General features: G+C 44.1%; 16 protein-coding genes. 9 read left to right on the top strand and 7 right to left on the bottom strand.

Going from position 1 to position 14,737, the window contains the following annotated elements; translation table 11 throughout:
- The first annotated feature begins 65 nt into the window (after window positions 1-65).
- From IRE19_RS08745 to IRE19_RS08735, 3 genes are read left to right on the top strand one after another with little or no spacing between them, the layout of a single operon-like run.
- Window positions 66-1,592: a phytoene desaturase family protein gene (locus IRE19_RS08745; protein ID WP_191714901.1), complete on the top strand. Its 1,527-nt coding sequence runs from the start codon at window positions 66-68 to the stop codon at window positions 1,590-1,592.
- On the top strand, window positions 1,589-3,046 hold the full coding sequence (locus IRE19_RS08740; RefSeq protein ID WP_203340075.1) for a phytoene desaturase family protein: 1,458 nt from the start codon (window positions 1,589-1,591) through the stop codon (window positions 3,044-3,046). The genes IRE19_RS08745 and IRE19_RS08740 overlap by 4 nt, the downstream gene beginning before the upstream one ends.
- A complete protein-coding gene (locus IRE19_RS08735; protein WP_191714903.1) occupies window positions 3,043-3,876 on the top strand; it encodes a phytoene/squalene synthase family protein in 834 nt (277 codons plus the stop codon). The genes IRE19_RS08740 and IRE19_RS08735 overlap by 4 nt, the downstream gene beginning before the upstream one ends.
- 102 nt (window positions 3,877-3,978) lie before the next feature.
- Here IRE19_RS08735 and IRE19_RS08730 read toward each other — a convergent pair whose 3' ends face one another.
- The 4 genes from IRE19_RS08730 to IRE19_RS08715 are packed head-to-tail and all read right to left on the bottom strand — an operon-like array spanning window position 3,979 to window position 7,992.
- Window positions 3,979-5,472: a phytoene desaturase family protein gene (locus IRE19_RS08730; RefSeq protein WP_203340074.1), complete on the bottom strand. Its 1,494-nt coding sequence runs from the start codon at window positions 5,470-5,472 to the stop codon at window positions 3,979-3,981.
- Complete coding sequence (locus IRE19_RS08725) at window positions 5,469-6,569, bottom strand: glycosyltransferase family 2 protein (RefSeq protein ID WP_203340073.1); 1,101 nt, start codon at window positions 6,567-6,569, stop codon at window positions 5,469-5,471. The genes IRE19_RS08730 and IRE19_RS08725 overlap by 4 nt, the downstream gene beginning before the upstream one ends.
- Window positions 6,570-6,571: 2 nt before the next feature.
- The gene (locus IRE19_RS08720; protein ID WP_203340072.1) at window positions 6,572-7,246 is read right to left on the bottom strand and encodes a lysophospholipid acyltransferase family protein; all 675 of its coding nucleotides are present in this window, start codon (window positions 7,244-7,246) and stop codon (window positions 6,572-6,574) included.
- On the bottom strand, window positions 7,243-7,992 hold the full coding sequence (locus IRE19_RS08715; protein ID WP_191714907.1) for a carotenoid biosynthesis protein: 750 nt from the start codon (window positions 7,990-7,992) through the stop codon (window positions 7,243-7,245). The genes IRE19_RS08720 and IRE19_RS08715 overlap by 4 nt, the downstream gene beginning before the upstream one ends.
- A gap of 416 nt (window positions 7,993-8,408) precedes the next feature.
- Between IRE19_RS08715 and IRE19_RS08710 the strand changes: the two genes are divergently transcribed.
- The 5 genes from IRE19_RS08710 (at window position 8,409) to IRE19_RS08690 (ending at window position 12,164) form a co-directional block, all read left to right on the top strand.
- On the top strand, window positions 8,409-9,251 hold the full coding sequence (locus IRE19_RS08710; protein ID WP_191714908.1) for a MurR/RpiR family transcriptional regulator: 843 nt from the start codon (window positions 8,409-8,411) through the stop codon (window positions 9,249-9,251).
- A 74-nt stretch (window positions 9,252-9,325) separates the two neighbouring features.
- Window positions 9,326-10,165: a transporter substrate-binding domain-containing protein gene (locus tag IRE19_RS08705; protein ID WP_191714909.1), complete on the top strand. Its 840-nt coding sequence runs from the start codon at window positions 9,326-9,328 to the stop codon at window positions 10,163-10,165.
- Window positions 10,166-10,193: 28 nt separating this feature from the next.
- Entirely contained in the window at window positions 10,194-10,862 is a 669-nt protein-coding gene (locus IRE19_RS08700; protein WP_191714910.1) for an amino acid ABC transporter permease, read from the top strand.
- Between the two features lie 12 nt (window positions 10,863-10,874).
- Window positions 10,875-11,597: an amino acid ABC transporter ATP-binding protein gene (locus IRE19_RS08695; RefSeq protein ID WP_203340071.1), complete on the top strand. Its 723-nt coding sequence runs from the start codon at window positions 10,875-10,877 to the stop codon at window positions 11,595-11,597.
- A 150-nt stretch (window positions 11,598-11,747) separates the two neighbouring features.
- Complete coding sequence (locus IRE19_RS08690) at window positions 11,748-12,164, top strand: CBS domain-containing protein (RefSeq protein WP_203340070.1); 417 nt, start codon at window positions 11,748-11,750, stop codon at window positions 12,162-12,164.
- A gap of 48 nt (window positions 12,165-12,212) precedes the next feature.
- On the opposite strand, the gene IRE19_RS08685 is transcribed toward IRE19_RS08690, so the two are convergent.
- Window positions 12,213-12,629, bottom strand: coding sequence for a hypothetical protein (locus IRE19_RS08685; protein WP_203340069.1), 417 nt, complete (start codon window positions 12,627-12,629; stop codon window positions 12,213-12,215).
- A 139-nt stretch (window positions 12,630-12,768) separates the two neighbouring features.
- Here IRE19_RS08685 and IRE19_RS08680 point away from each other — a divergent pair, with 139 nt between their 5' ends.
- Window positions 12,769-13,068, top strand: a complete 300-nt coding sequence (locus IRE19_RS08680) for a cupin domain-containing protein (protein ID WP_203340068.1) — start codon at window positions 12,769-12,771, stop codon at window positions 13,066-13,068.
- A gap of 187 nt (window positions 13,069-13,255) precedes the next feature.
- On the opposite strand, the gene IRE19_RS08675 is transcribed toward IRE19_RS08680, so the two are convergent.
- Entirely contained in the window at window positions 13,256-13,972 is a 717-nt protein-coding gene (locus tag IRE19_RS08675; RefSeq protein WP_203340067.1) for a DUF6904 family protein, read from the bottom strand.
- 13 nt (window positions 13,973-13,985) lie between these two features.
- A complete protein-coding gene (gene rluF, locus IRE19_RS08670; RefSeq protein WP_191714916.1) occupies window positions 13,986-14,693 on the bottom strand; it encodes a 23S rRNA pseudouridine(2604) synthase RluF in 708 nt (235 codons plus the stop codon).
- Between the last annotated feature and the right edge of the window lie 44 nt (window positions 14,694-14,737).

The following is a 14,737-nucleotide window of genomic DNA, read 5'->3' as shown; positions in this document are numbered from 1 at the left end:
AGGCGGTATAATATTTGTATAATTAATGTAGAATATATAAGGCGATTTGAAATGGAGGCATCTTTATGTCAGAGAGAATGATTGTGATAGGGGCAGGGCCTGGTGGATTAGCTGCAGCTATGTTGTTGGCCAGCAAAGGATACCAAGTGGATGTCTACGAAAAACAGCCATGGGTAGGAGGGCGAAATGCAGAACTGCGTCTTGGCGATTTTACTTTTGACACAGGCCCTACCTTTTTGAGCATGCTGCATTTAGTGGAAGAGTTGTTTGAAGCAACAGGCAGAAACTTAAAAGACTATATGGATGCCGTTGAATTGGATCCCATGTATGAATTGATTTTTGAAGATCAAAATTTGGTTATGACCCGAAATAACCAAGAAATGAAAAAACAAATCAATGAAAACTTCAAAGGCGATGGCGAAGGATACGAGCGGTTCATGAAAGATACCGGCAAGAAATTGGAAGCTCTGTCTCCCATTCTGCAAACCAAGATGGATAGTTATTTCAGAATGGTCCAGCCGAAAGTATTGAAGGCTTTGCCTGAACTCGAAGTGAATAAAACATTATACGATGTATTGTCCCGGTATTTTAAAGATGAACGGCTGAAAATGGCCTTTGCTTTCCAATCCAAATACCTCGGTATGTCGCCATGGGAATGCCCTGGGGCTTTTTCCATTCTTTCTTACATGGAACATGCGTATGGCATTTATCACCCGATCGGCGGGGTAAATCAATTGTCGCAGGCTATGGCAAAAGTAGTGGAAGAACTGGGCGGCCGAATCCACACCAGCACAGGAGTCAAAAAGCTGTGGATTGAAAATCGTGAAGTGAAAGGCGTAGACCTTGAAAATGGACAACGCAAAGAAGCGGATGAAGTAATTATTAACGGTGACTTCGCTCATGCCATGAACCATTTGGTCGAGCCAGGGATTTTGAAAAAGTACACTCCTGAAAAATTGGCGAAGAAAAAATATTCCTGTTCCACGTTTATGCTTTATTTAGGGCTTGATAAAAAATACGATCTTTCCCACCATACGATTGTCTTTTCAAAAGATTATAAGAAAAATGTGGAAGAAATGACAAAAACGCAAATTCTTTCTGCAGATCCATCCATTTATGTCCAAAATGCCAGCGTTACCGACCCTACGCTAGCGCCTGAAGGGAAATCAGCCTTGTACATTTTAGCCCCGGTGCCGAATAACTTCAGTGACATCGGTTGGGAAAACGAGCAACATGCTTTCCGTGAACTGGTGTTGGATATTATTGAGGAAAAGACAGAGTTCAAGAATTTGCGCGACCATATCGAAGTTGAAAAAATGTTGACGCCGATGGGCTGGCAGGAAGATTACTCAGTCTATCAAGGAGCGACGTTCAATCTGGGCCATCAATTATCTCAAATGATGGTCTTCCGTCCCCACAATAAATTTGAAGAACTGAAAAACTGCTGGTTGGTTGGTGGCGGCACACATCCAGGAAGCGGATTGCCAACCATTTTGGAATCGGCCCGCATCACAGCCAATGGCATTCTTGAACAGCATGGCAAAAAAGGGATCCCAGTGTTGCCGCTTCCTGCATTGGAGGGCTTTGCATGAAGATTGCAATGATTGGCGGAGGCGTCGGCGGGATGATGGGCGCTTTGTATTTAACGAATATGGGCTTTGATGTCACGATTTTTGAAAAAGAGGAAAAGCTTGGAGGCCGTTTAACGTTTGTTGAGCGGGATGGCTTTAAAGTAGATCAGGGGCCCACCATTGTATTATTGCCTGAGATGTTTCAGGATCTGCTTCAGCAAGCAGGGATTCCTGCTGAAGATATCGAATTATTATTATGTGATCCGCTTTATTCCATTCGCTTTTCGGATGGCACTGTTTATACTAAGTATCCTGATATCAATCGCCAGTTGGAAGAAATTGAAAACGTTTTTCCGGCTGAAAAAGAAGGGTTTCTTCGGTATATTTCAGAAGGCCGCAAGCGGTTTGAGATCGGCAAATCTTCATTCTTAGAGCATTCATTCGTCAATAAAGCCGATTTCTTTACCGCTGGAAACGTCAAGAAATTGTTGAAGCTCAAACCTCAGCAATCTGTCAAAAAACTGACATCCAATTATTTTCGGGACGAACGGCTGCAGTTGGCTTATTCGCTGCAATCTTTGTATATCGGTGGGGACCCGTTCCGTGCGCCGGCTATGTACTCGCTTGTCCCTTTCAGTGAACACGAACATGGGGTATATTATTTGAAAGGCGGTTATGGAAGCCTGATTCCAACGTTGGAAAAAGCACTTCGGTTACGTAATAATCTGACCATCAAAACAAATACGGCAGTTCAACAAATTGTTACAAAAGAAGGTAAAGCTAAAGGGATTGAAACGGCAGAAGGCTATGAAGCGTTTGATGGCATTGTCTATAATGGCGATTTTCCAGGTATTGAAAAAGTATTGCCTGAGCAGAAAAAGAAAAGTTATACCGCCTCTTCAGGATGTGTATTGCTGTATTTTGGCTTGAACAAAGTGTACGAAGAAGGAAATGTCCATCAGTTTTTCATCGGTGACAGTTACGAAGACCATATGGATGATGTGTTTGTGAAAAAACGGAAAACTGAAAATCCGGCAATTTATACTTTTCATCCATCAAAGATAGATGATTCATTGGCTCCTGAAGGAAAGGGTGTCCTTTATGTATTGGTTCCGGTTCCTTCAGGAACGGATATCGATTGGGCAAATGATTCAGCCTGGATCGAAAAAATCATCGATCGCATGGAAGATTTAGCTTTTCCTAATTTCCGGGAAGCGGTGGAATGGATGGAAGTCCGGACACCTACAGAGGCAGAAGCATTCGGTCTGTTCAAAGGAGGAAGTTTCGGAATTGGCCCTACATTGTTCCAATCCGGTGTTTTCCGTCCTCAAGTCAAACCGTTCAAAACCGATCGCTTGTATGCAGTAGGTGCATCTGTCCATCCTGGCGGAGGCATTCCAATCGTCATGCAAGGGGCAAAGCTACTGGCAGAGCAAATCCAAGGCGATTTTGCAAAGGAAAGGGGCAGTGTATGATGAATTTGAAAGATGCTTATGCTTCCTGTGAACAAGTCATTGCTATGCATTCTAAAAGTTTCTATAAAGCATTCTCCTTGCTCCCTAAGGAAAAACGAAAAGCTGTTTGGGCTGTTTACACATTTTGCCGGACTGTAGACGATATTGTGGATGAAGGATTGAATTCAGAAGAAGAACTTGAACAATTCAAAGTGGATTTCGAAGAATTTTTAACAGGAGCCTACGACAATGATAATCCAATGTGGGTAGCACTGGGTCATGTCTTTGAAAATTACGAGATGGACGTGGATGCGTTTTTCGGGTTGATTAGAGGGCAAGAAATGGATTTGACCATCCATCGCTATCGGACAATGGAAGAGTTGCTGAACTACAGCTATCATGTGGCCAGTACAGTTGGCCTCATGCTGTTGCCGATATTGGCTCCCGGTAAAACAGGTATCCTGAAAGAAGGCGCTATTTCACTTGGCTATGCCATGCAGATCACAAATATTCTGCGTGATATCGGCGAAGATCTGGAATTAGGCCGCATCTATTTGCCTGAAGAGATTATGGGCAAGTATGAATTGTGTGAAGATGAGCTCCGTTCCGGAATTGTCAGTCCTCAATTCATTGCGGTTTGGGAAGAATTGGCGGAAAAAGCCGAATTCCATTACAAAAAAGCATTTGAAACGATTCAGGATTATCCTTTGTCTTCAAGAGTCCCTGTTAAAGGAGCTGCACTTGTCTACCGTGAAATTCTTTTCACAATCCGTTCGAAGCAATACAATGTCTTCCGCGAAAAACATTATGTGCCCGAAGAGTCGAAACAAGCCATATTGGCTTGTTTGTAAAGAAAAAAGCGGAAGTGCCCGTCGGACCTGGGCGCTGGAGCTGGACAATAGAGAAAAGCGTCATCACCTATTGTCTTCTCTAAATACAAAAAGACAGCTTCATCATTTCGATGAAGCTGTCTTTTTGTATTTAGCGATTATCTTATTTGCTACATTCAAACCGCTCAAGACTACCATTGGCGAACCGCCGCCGGGGTGGCTGCTGCCGCCGACGAAATAAAGATTTTGAATATCGCGGCTGGCATTAGGAGGGCGAAGAAAGGCATCTTTCGGGCGGTTGGAAGAAGGGCCATATAAAGCTCCCCGGAAAGCGCCGAACTTATCCCGAATAAAAGCTGGAGTGAAGATTTTCTCTTCAGCGATATAACTGCGTACATCGATTCCGTAACTTAGAAGAAAGTCATAAATGCGTTCTTTATATGTTTCTGGATCAATCTGCAGCTGTCCTTCTTTAGTCAGTGCAGGTGCATTCACCAGAATAAACAGGTTGTCGCCATCAGGTGATACGCTTGGATCTGTATAGGAAGAGTTGCTGATATAGACGGTGGGCTCATCGCTGTATGCGGAAGCATCGAATAAATCGCTGAATTCCTTCTGGTAGTCTGAAGAGAAAAAGACGTTATGATGCTTCAGGGCATCAAGACGTTCTGTTAATCCGACCGTAATGACAAAGGCCGAAATAGATGGTTCAAAGGCTGCCACTTTGGCATCAGACAACGATGGGCGATGTTTTTCTTCGACCAAAGCGGGAAAGGCCGACAGCAAATCGCCGTTTAAAATGACCAGGTCAGCGTCGACCCGTGTACCATCTTTAAGCTCGATGCCTTTTGCCTGACCGTCATCAGTAAGTATTCTTGTCACTTCTTTTCCGGTTTGCAGAACAGCACCGGAATTTCTGGCAACAGCTGAGAAAGCTTTGGCAATACCTGTATTTCCACCTTTTGTGTAATAGACGCCTTCCACCAATTCCAGATAAGCAATCATGGAGAAAGTGGCAGGTGCCCGGTAAGGGGAGGATCCGATATAGGTGGCGTACCGGTCAAATGCCTGGACCAGCAAAGGATTTTTGAAATACCTTTGAAAAAAATGATGCATCGATTCTGCCGGACGGACCTGCAGCAAGGCGAAACCGAGAGAAGGAGACAAATAGTCGCGCCAGGACTGAAAGGTCACTGGGAAAAAATAGCGTTCAGAGAATTTATAAAGACGGCTAATTTCCTTGATAAAAGCAGGGTATCTCTCTGCGGCATGGGTGTCGAACTCCTGAAGCTGGTGAATCATTTTTTCCTGGTCAATGGTGAAATCGAATGCACTGCCGTCCCGGAAATGATTTCGGGTATGAACTTCCAAAGGCATAAAGTCCAAATAATCCTGTGGATTTTCACCAGTTTGGGCAATGACTTTTTCAAAGACAGCCGGCATTGTAATCGTGTTCGGACCGAAATCAAAAGTATAGCTCCCAAGTTCCACAGGCATCAGTTTGCCGCCGAGATGATCATTCTTTTCAAAAAGCTCTACTTCAAACCCTGCGTGGGCAAGCGTGACCGCGGAGGCAAGTCCGCCTAACCCGCCACCGACTATGACAATTTTTTTCATGAATAATGCCTTCCTTTCCATGAATAGGGCTGTTTTTTAAAGGATTTCCGCATCGATTCAACCAAAACTCCGAGCATCGCTGCTGCCTGGAGAGGAATCAGGAACGATAAGTACCAGCGCTGATTGGTGACCATATCCACATACCAACGCTGTGCTACTGTCAATGCGTAAGGGATCATCCATGAGTATAAACCATTAAATACTCCGTAAAGGGCCAAAAAAGGAGGAAGGATGTAAAAGGTTGAATAAAAAAGGATGAGCACACCTGCAAGAAAAGGTGACCGTCCGATGCCAGCGTAACTGTTCTTCAAAAACCCTTCCCATACTTCAGTGTTGGTGTCGTACATCCGGCATTTTACTGACATGGTGATATTCGCCAATACAACCTTATAGCCATGTGCTTTTATTTCCCGGGCAATATGGACGTCCTCGACCAGTGAGTTATAGACGGCCGCGTGGCCGCCGATTTTTTGATAGCTGTTTCTTTCAAACATCATCCACATGCCATTGGCGGCTGTCGCGGCTTTAAATTTCGTATAGTTGGCCAAAGCAATCGGCAAATGAAATAAAATAACAAAATGGAGCATCGGCACGAGCAGTTTGCTGAGAAAAGGAGCGACATCAAAAGCGGGGAAACCAGTCAATAAGTGTGCTTTTTTTCGCTCCATTAATGCCAGGGACTGTTCAATCGCTTTCGGCCGGAACCGCACGTCAGCATCGACAAACAATAAATAATCGCCGGAAGCGGCTTGCTGAAGCTGATGGCAGGCATGGACTTTACCGACCCATCCTTCGGGAAGTTCTTTACCCTGCAGGATCGTGAACCGGGAATCACCTTCGATTGTGCGCTCCAGCTCTTTTTGTGTGCCATCTGTTGATTGGTCATTTAAAAGGATAAATTCCATCTGGTCATAGGATGAATTCTTTAAGGATTTTATCAGGACTTCGACATTTCGCTCTTCATTCCGCATCGGCACGAGAACGGATACCAGGGGTCTTGCAGAAAGCTCCGGTTGCTTCGGCAACGCCGGAAGAAACAGGCGGTTGATGATGATCCAGCCTAAAAATGCCAGATGAATTCCGATATAAAGGGCCATAATTATTTCCCCCTTTTTCCGAGCGATTGAAACGCTTCACTGTTTTCGCTGATTACGGTACTCTTTAACGAATCTAGCTGTTCCGTACAAAGCTCTTGCAGGTAGAGGGTTTTTTCTTTACGGTTCAGATGTTCCAGTGTTTTTGTCGCTACCGGTGGATGTTGCTGGATCCACAGTTCAGGTTTTTGCTGATGGCCGAATGAATAATAGAAACTGAGAGGCACAACAGGTACTTCCGGACAATGTTCCATCAAGTAAGCCACTCCCGTCTGAAAATCGAGAGGGCGCGTTTCAAGGTGGAATTCATCCCCTTGGGGAAACAGAACCACGGACTTTCCTTGTTTCAATAAAGCTTCAGCGTACTGAAGTGAAGTCAGAATTTCTTTTGGTTTTTTTCGGTTGATGGAAAATGCGCCAAGGTAACGAAAATAGGAATGTTTTTTCAGTCCCTCTTCATGCATCATCATGTGTATATCGTGCCGCCAGACCGTGCGGTTCAAATAGAAAAACACAAGGCCGTCCCACCAGGAGCTGTGGTTTGCGATAAACAGCACCGGTTTCTCTGGAATGGTTTTTACTCCCTGGCCAAGTATTCGGGAAAAAGAAGAACGGATGAGCGGCGTTAAGTATAGATTAAAGCCGAATTCGAATAAACTGGATTTTTTCGCATCGATCATACCGGTTGCCTCTTCCAAGCCAGAGCGACAATCAAGACAGTTAAAGCAGTCGTCAATAGCACAGCCAGCCATAATCCGCCGATTGCTCCCAGCATGATAAACATAGCGATCATCAATACGTATAAAAGAAGCATCCGCTTTTCTGGAAGGTTTGAAGTAATCGTCAACGATTTTTTCTTCATCGTCAGGTCAATCACCAAATGCAGGACAAATGCCACAACGAACCAACCGAAAAAATTAGTCCAGGGAATATTATAGTAAAGTCCGGTATCCTCCCAAATCCAATACTGTTTTACTTGATAGGCGACCGGATCGATGATCAGATCAATGATCACTGCACCTATCCCCCCCACGATAGCGTAAAGTAAGCCACCGCCTGGAACAATCCAACGTGCCACCACATGGGTGGTGGCCATGACCATAAGCCAAGCGAAACCGATGGCAATAGGAACCCCAAATACGTTTGGCGCAAAACGGTCTGTGTAGTCATACGAGCCGAACAGAAAGCCGCTGTCTGCTCCTGCCCACTCGACAATGAATGTTGAGAAGAAGATAAGGACGCCGATTGACGCTCCGGGAATTGCACCGAAACGTTTCAGGAAGTATAGAAAGCCGAGCGTTCCGGCGAGTATGAGGAAGAATGCGTTTGCCCACTCCAGCCAGGAAGGCAGAAGGTCAAAGCCGACTAGGATAATTCCGCAAACATACCAAAAGATGAAAAGTTTGAATATCCGATTTTCCCACACAAAAAACAGCCCCTTAGATAATTTTCTTATACAAAGATTATACAGGAGTTGCGTCGAAATATGAAAACATGAGAGGCAGCTTCAGGCAACTATAAAGAAATGTAACGTTTCGAATTTACAAAATAAGGGGATAAATTCTTATGTCCATAAGTCTGCATAGTAGAAAATAATTAATAATAAAACCAATAATTTCAGACGAATAGGCTAGTTACTTAGAGTAAATTTCAAAAAAATGTTAAATTATTTTCAGCTTTATTTTTTCTTAAACCCTTTATTAGAAGGCTTTTGAATGGTTTTTTAAGTATTCAAAGAATCCGGTTAATATTGAATTTTCGGTAAACTATTGCAGGATTTCCTGCATGCTTGTATACTTTAGGAAGAGTATTTAAGTGTGTTCTTCAAGTGGAGGCGTTAATATGCAGGATTTACTGCGCAGTGTGTCAGATTCATATCCGGAATTTAGTTCGGGCCAGAAAAAAGTCGGAGATTTGTTTTTCAAAGAACCTATATTCCTGGCTTTCTCTTCTGCACTCGAAGTTGGCAGACGCGTCAACGTCAGTGAATCGACAGTTATACGCTGGACACAAAAACTGGGTTATAAAGGATATGCTGAATTTCAGCATGTCGTACAGCGGAAACTGGCGGAAGAACGGCTGGAAAAAGCGGAACAGAAAATAGTCGAACCTGCTGCCCAACAATCTTTTTTGATGAATTTGCTGGATGCCGATATTTCAACGATTGAGAAACTGAAAGAATCGATCAACGAAAAGGAACTTCTGCAGGTTGTCGATAAAATCAGTCAGGCTAACCGGATTTTCGTTACCGGCAATTTCTTCGATTACGGAATCGCCCATTGGTTTTCCAACTGGCTGAATCTTGCGCTTGATCACTCAGAAATGCTTTACCCTTCAACTGGAGAATATTACACACAGCTCTCCAAAATGGGCAAAGGGGATTTAGTCATTGCTTTCGTATTTCCCCGTTACACAAACCTGATCATCGATGCATTAAAAAGTGCCAAAGCACAAGGTGCGGATGTGGTTGTTTTGACTGATTCAACAGAATCTCCAGCTCTTGCCTATGCGGATTGTGCTCTTGCAGTGTCCGTGAATTCAAGTTTGAATATTGATTCCTACACCTCCGTCCATGCACTTTTGACATCGATCATGCGATTCATTTATGTCAAAGATCAAGAAAAAGTAAATGGCAATTGGGCAAAAGCAGAAGAAGTATACAAAGAGCGGAATCTTTTTATTTAAGCAAGCCAATGTATTGGGAAATTCCGAAACGCCTCGGCGATTTGGTCAAATAAAAACGAAAAGGGGAGAAAAAGATGAAAAAGAAATTATCATTTTTAAGTGTAGTTTTTTCCGCGGGAATGTTATTGGCAGCTTGTGGAGGGGATGACTCATCCAGTTCGGAAGAAGGATCAAGTACTGAGGGCGGAGGCAGCGATCTAAATTTGCTTGAAGAAGGTAAATTCACGACTGCATCAAGTGGTTTATACAAACCGTTCAGTTTTGAAGAAGGCGGAAATCTGGATGGATTTGATATCGATATCGGCAATGCCATTGCAGAAGAAATGGGGCTTGAGCCAAATCCGGTCACTACACCATTCGAAACCATCATTCAAGGGTTGAATACAAACCGCTTTGATGCAATTATCGGATCAATGTCTAAAACCGCTGAACGTGCGGAACAAGTCAGCTTTTCTGATCCATACTATTATTCAGGTGGAGCCATTTTCGTGCGTGAAGGAACTACAGATATCCAATCTGTAGAAGATTTGACGGATAAGAAAATCGGTGTAGTTGGTCAGACTACATATGATACGGTTGCTCAAGAATACACAGAAGACATCCAATACTATTCAAGTGACGTTGTTGCTCTGCAGGATTTAGCAATTGAAGGCCGCTTAGATGCTGTTATTACAGCAGACGTGGTAGGGTTTGAAGCGCAAAATGAAGGACTGGCAGTCGAAATGATCGGCGATCCGCTATGGGTCGAACAACCATCAATCGCCGTACGCAAAGATGATGAGGCATTGCTTGAGGAAATTAATAAAGCCTTGGATACTATCATCGAAAATGGAACTTATGATGAGATTTCACAAAAATGGTTCGGCCGCAATCTCCTCGACATAGATCTTGAAGGCGTTGAAGTTCTCGAATAATTTTTTGAGATAAAGAGGAGTGGAAGGTATGCCAGAGATAATTACAACAGTTTACGACGTATTTATGCGCACGTATCCTGGATTTTTAGAAGCGACCGTCGTTACCTTGCAATTGACAGCTATTGGTGTCATTTTGGGAACGGTTATCGGACTTGTTTTCGCGCTGATGAAAATCTCAGGTTCTAAAATTTTACAGGCCATTGCCAACATTTACATCACAATTATTCGCGGTACTCCGCTGATTGTACAGATTATGTTCCTGTACTTCGGGATTGTTGAACTTTATACAATGTCGAATTTCTGGGCCGGCGCTATAGCGCTCGGTGTCCATAACGGTGCTTATATCGCGGAAATTTTCCGGGGCTCAATCCAGGGTATTGATCCGGGACAGCGGGAAGCCAGTATGTCGCTGGGTATGGACCGCCGCCAGACAATGAGCCGAATCGTTTTTCCACAGGCTTTACGCCGTTCGATTCCGCCGCTTGGCAACCAGTTCATCATTACATTGAAAGATTCATCACTTGTTTACATCATCGGGGTAGCGGAAATCTTCTCACTTGGAAACCGTGAAGCCGCACAATCTTACCAGCCATTTGAATCATTTTTGGTTGTTGCGCTCTACTACCTGGTGCTCGTAATGATTTTCACATTCCTATTGCGTTTGTATGAAAACAAACTCGATGTCGACAGAGCCTAAGGAGGGACTAACATGATTATTGGTGAAAACATTCATAAATCCTTTGGTGACCTCGAGGTACTGAAAGGTGTAGACCTTCATGTCAAACCCCAGGAAGTGGTTGTACTTGTCGGAGTCAGCGGCTCCGGAAAAAGTACGCTTCTCAGATGCTTTAATTTCCTGGAAATGATCAATGACGGAAAAATTACGATTGATGGCCATACGGTCAATCCGAAAAAGGATAATTTAACGAAAATACGTGCCGAAGTCGGCATGGTATTCCAGCATTTCAACTTGTTTCCTCATAAAACGGTACTGGAGAACGTCATAGAAGCTCCAATCACCGTCAAAAAGATGAAGAAAGAAGCGGCTAAGAAGCTGGGAACAGACTTGCTGGAAAAAGTAGGCCTGGGTGATAAAGCCAATGTCTACCCGAGCAAACTTTCTGGTGGGCAAAAGCAGCGCGTTGCGATAGCACGTTCGCTTGCCATGCAGCCAAAAGTTATGCTGTTTGACGAACCGACTTCTGCACTCGATCCCGAACTTGTCGGAGAAGTGCTGCAGGTTATGAAGCAGTTGGCTGAAGAAGGAATGACTATGGTCGTCGTCACCCATGAAATGAAGTTCGCCAAAGAAGTGGCGGATCGCATCATCATGATTGATGAAGGCAAGATCATTGAATCGGCAGATCCGAAGAATTTCTTTGAAAATCCGCAAAATGAGCGAACCAAGCAATTTATTCAGCTGGTCGAATAATCAGTCGCCATGCGGGATGAAAATACTAGGTGAAAAGGAAGGAATCGGTTCAAAGGAACTGATTCCTTCTTTCTTGTGGTATTTAACGTTTGCTGAGGAGGAATTTGGTTAAGTTATATAGTAATGGGAAAACTTGAGGAGGCAGAAGGGATGAAAATCAAAGAGATCATGACGACCGATGTCGAAACGTGTATGCCCGAATCAACGCTCCAGGAAGTTGCCTTAAAAATGCGGGAAATCAACGTGGGGTCTATTCCGATTTGTGAGGATGACCGTTTGGTTGGAATTGTTACTGACCGAGATATTGTCGTCCGCGGCTTGGCTGAACAAATACCTAGTGAGGCGCCTATTTCGGAAATTCTGTCAGCGGAAGTCGTTACGGGAACTGTAGACTTGACTGTTGAAGAAGCGGCTGAGATGATGGCCACGCATAAGATCCGCAGATTGCCTATCGTGACAGGAGAACAAGTAATCGGCATTGTTTCATTGGGGGACTTGGCAATAAGGGACGTTTCAGCAAACCATTATGCAGAGAATACCATTATTGAAATCTCGGAAGTGGAATAATAATAATCAAAAAAGCCGATTCGCAGTGAATCGGCTTTTTGAGGGAGTTTATTCAGCTTTTTCGATAAGAGAAGCAGAAATCATAGGCATCTCTTCTTCGGCCTTGCCTTCAAAAATGCCATCTGCTGTAATGCGGTCTCCGACTTCAACTGGAGTTTCCGCCATATTCCGAACATAAACCTGGCTTTCGCCATCTCCTACAATGAAGGAAGGAAAAGCGATGTCATCTGCCAGTTCTTCAACTGTTCCTTGAATCGATACGCCTGCGCCTTCTTCAACGTTTCCGGAAGACAGTTCATCAAAGCTTACAAATTCTGCATTCTCAGCTTCTTCTGGGGCCGTAGGATCCAACTCTCCTTTTGGAGCAGTCACTTCTGTCTGGGTTTCTTCTGTAACATCGGGTGCTGTCCCTCCGCAAGCAGTTAATAAAAAGACCAGACTCACTGGAATTATAAATTTATACATAAACTCACACTCCTTAATAAATACGGTTAATTGACTTTACCCTTTACCGAATGCTTCCTAACACGGCCGGCGAAGTTGCGGTTTTCTTTTCATTTCCCCGTGTTCAGTGTATGGTGTGGAAAAGGGGTGAGGTGAAGAGATGGAATTGATTGAAACACCCAATCTGCTGGAAGAGAAAAACAAACATATTCATAAAGCGTTAAGTTTCGGCAAAACCAAAGTCGTGAACATGCAATTGCAGACAGGCGAAAAGATTGCAGAGCACGATTCAGCAGCTGATGTGGTCATTATTGTACGGAGCGGAAAAGTCTCATTTAATGTGGAAGGACAAACGGTGGAAGTTACACCTGATACCATTCTGCATCTGAATCCGAAAGAAAAACACAGCCTGACTGCAATTGAGCCAAGTGATTTGTTGGTTCTTCAAATTACTTCATGAAAAAAGCTCACGCTGAGAAAGCGTGAGCTTTTTTCATGGGGTTGAGCTGCTTCCGCTTTTCTTGTTGTCCAGCTCCAGCAGCCAGTCCCTCGAGTCGCTTCAGTTTTACCGAAAATGGCAAACAACGCCATTACCGGTAAAGCTTCCAACGCTTGTCGGAGCTAAACGGCTGCTTTCGCTTTTCTTGTCACCATTCAAAGTCTTCTGGATACTCCGCTTGGACAGTGATTTCATGTATCGACTTTTTATGGGGGGCAGCGGCAGCTAGAACCTGGTTGCGGAAGGCGGTATAGTCCTGGTCCTGCACTGCAATTTTCATGGCAATGGCAGAAAGGCTTTGTTCCCGCTGCTGTTTGGTCATGCCGATGTATTTCAGGTTTAAAAAGTCTACGTATTGGATGGCATAGTCATTAACGGTAACCGGCTGGTTAAAGGATTTCAGGACCATACCGAACTCCTCTTGAGGAACGTGCCCTTGCAGGCAGTCGAGTACCAAAGACTGGAAGCGGGAAATGACCGGTAAATGGGTGTCCCACAGCGGAAATTGTTTTTCTTCCTGGTAGAACTTAACAAAATCCTTCAAGGCAATAACCGCATATATCAATTCCGGCCAAAGAATTTCGGTTGAAAAGTAAATATTCTTATCAGGAGCGATAAAGCCATGCTGTTTCATCGTATGATCGTGAAGACCATTGAAAACGAAATCAACATTGCGGTCGCCTTGAGCTGCATGGCGGATTTCATAGGAAATGCCTAGAATCCGCATCCGGGATCCCTCATAACCGTAATACTGGTCTTCTTGCCCGATGACTCTGTAGATCGCCTGGTTCAGTTCATCCAAATCGAAATAGTCACCGCTGATTTTAACACCTGTATGGTTTGGCGTGCTTTTCATGGTCAACATGGCAATGTCCTCCTCAGCGTTTTGGTGTGTAATCGAGTTCAGCAAACAACTCGGTGCGTTCAGCATCGGTTAAATCGCGCCATTCACCCACAGCAAGATCTCCGAGCAGTATGTTCATGATGCGGACCCGTTGTAGAGCTCGGACTTCATAGCCGAGTGCTGTGCACATGCGGCGGATCTGCCGGTTCAATCCCTGCCGTATCGTCAGTTTAAAGGTATAAGTGGAGAGCTTTTCGGCTTTCGCCGGAAGGGTCTTTGTATCGAGTATTTCCACCCCTTCCTCCATTTTTGCCAAAAATGATTCAGTGATCGGCATATCGACTTTGACGATATATTCTTTTTCATGCTCATTTTCAGCACGAAGAATTTCGTTGACGATGTCTCCATCGTTGGTTAATAGAATCAGGCCTTCTGAATCTTTATCGAGGCGGCCGATATGAAAAATGCGTTCGGAGTGGTTGACGAAGTCGACAATATTTCCTTCGATATGGCGTTCGGTCGTACTGGTGATGCCAACTGGCTTATTCAAAGCCAAATAAACATATTGCTGTTTCGGCTGTTCAATAACTTTTCCATCTACCTGGACTGTATCTCCAACTTCGACTTTACTGCCGAGTTCGGCAGGCTTTCCATTGATGGCCACACGTCCCGCTTCGATGAACTTATCGGCTCCGCGGCGGGAAGTGATGCCTGTTTCGCTTAAAAACTTATTGATTCGCATAATAAATTCCTTTCAATTCCGTATTTCCAGTTCTCGTTCTCATT

The organism is Planococcus beijingensis, from assembly GCF_016820615.1.
GTDB classification, from domain to species: domain Bacteria; phylum Bacillota; class Bacilli; order Bacillales_A; family Planococcaceae; genus Planococcus; species Planococcus notacanthi.
Note: the sequence above shows the minus strand (reverse complement) of the source record. Positions and strands in the feature narration are given on the sequence as shown.

Coding starts and splice junctions, on each gene's coding strand:
- IRE19_RS08695 (WP_203340071.1), top strand. CDS start 10,875: ATGATTATTGGTGAAAACATTCATAAATCCTTTGGTGACCTCGAGGTA.
- IRE19_RS08705 (WP_191714909.1), top strand. CDS start 9,326: ATGAAAAAGAAATTATCATTTTTAAGTGTAGTTTTTTCCGCGGGAATG.
- rluF (WP_191714916.1), bottom strand. CDS start 14,693: ATGCGAATCAATAAGTTTTTAAGCGAAACAGGCATCACTTCCCGCCGC.
- IRE19_RS08700 (WP_191714910.1), top strand. CDS start 10,194: ATGCCAGAGATAATTACAACAGTTTACGACGTATTTATGCGCACGTAT.
- IRE19_RS08745 (WP_191714901.1), top strand. CDS start 66: ATGTCAGAGAGAATGATTGTGATAGGGGCAGGGCCTGGTGGATTAGCT.
- IRE19_RS08680 (WP_203340068.1), top strand. CDS start 12,769: ATGGAATTGATTGAAACACCCAATCTGCTGGAAGAGAAAAACAAACAT.
- IRE19_RS08710 (WP_191714908.1), top strand. CDS start 8,409: ATGCAGGATTTACTGCGCAGTGTGTCAGATTCATATCCGGAATTTAGT.
- IRE19_RS08720 (WP_203340072.1), bottom strand. CDS start 7,246: ATGATCGATGCGAAAAAATCCAGTTTATTCGAATTCGGCTTTAATCTA.
- IRE19_RS08685 (WP_203340069.1), bottom strand. CDS start 12,629: ATGTATAAATTTATAATTCCAGTGAGTCTGGTCTTTTTATTAACTGCT.
- IRE19_RS08740 (WP_203340075.1), top strand. CDS start 1,589: ATGAAGATTGCAATGATTGGCGGAGGCGTCGGCGGGATGATGGGCGCT.
- IRE19_RS08735 (WP_191714903.1), top strand. CDS start 3,043: ATGATGAATTTGAAAGATGCTTATGCTTCCTGTGAACAAGTCATTGCT.
- IRE19_RS08675 (WP_203340067.1), bottom strand. CDS start 13,972: ATGTTGACCATGAAAAGCACGCCAAACCATACAGGTGTTAAAATCAGC.
- IRE19_RS08730 (WP_203340074.1), bottom strand. CDS start 5,472: ATGAAAAAAATTGTCATAGTCGGTGGCGGGTTAGGCGGACTTGCCTCC.
- IRE19_RS08725 (WP_203340073.1), bottom strand. CDS start 6,569: ATGGCCCTTTATATCGGAATTCATCTGGCATTTTTAGGCTGGATCATC.
- IRE19_RS08690 (WP_203340070.1), top strand. CDS start 11,748: ATGAAAATCAAAGAGATCATGACGACCGATGTCGAAACGTGTATGCCC.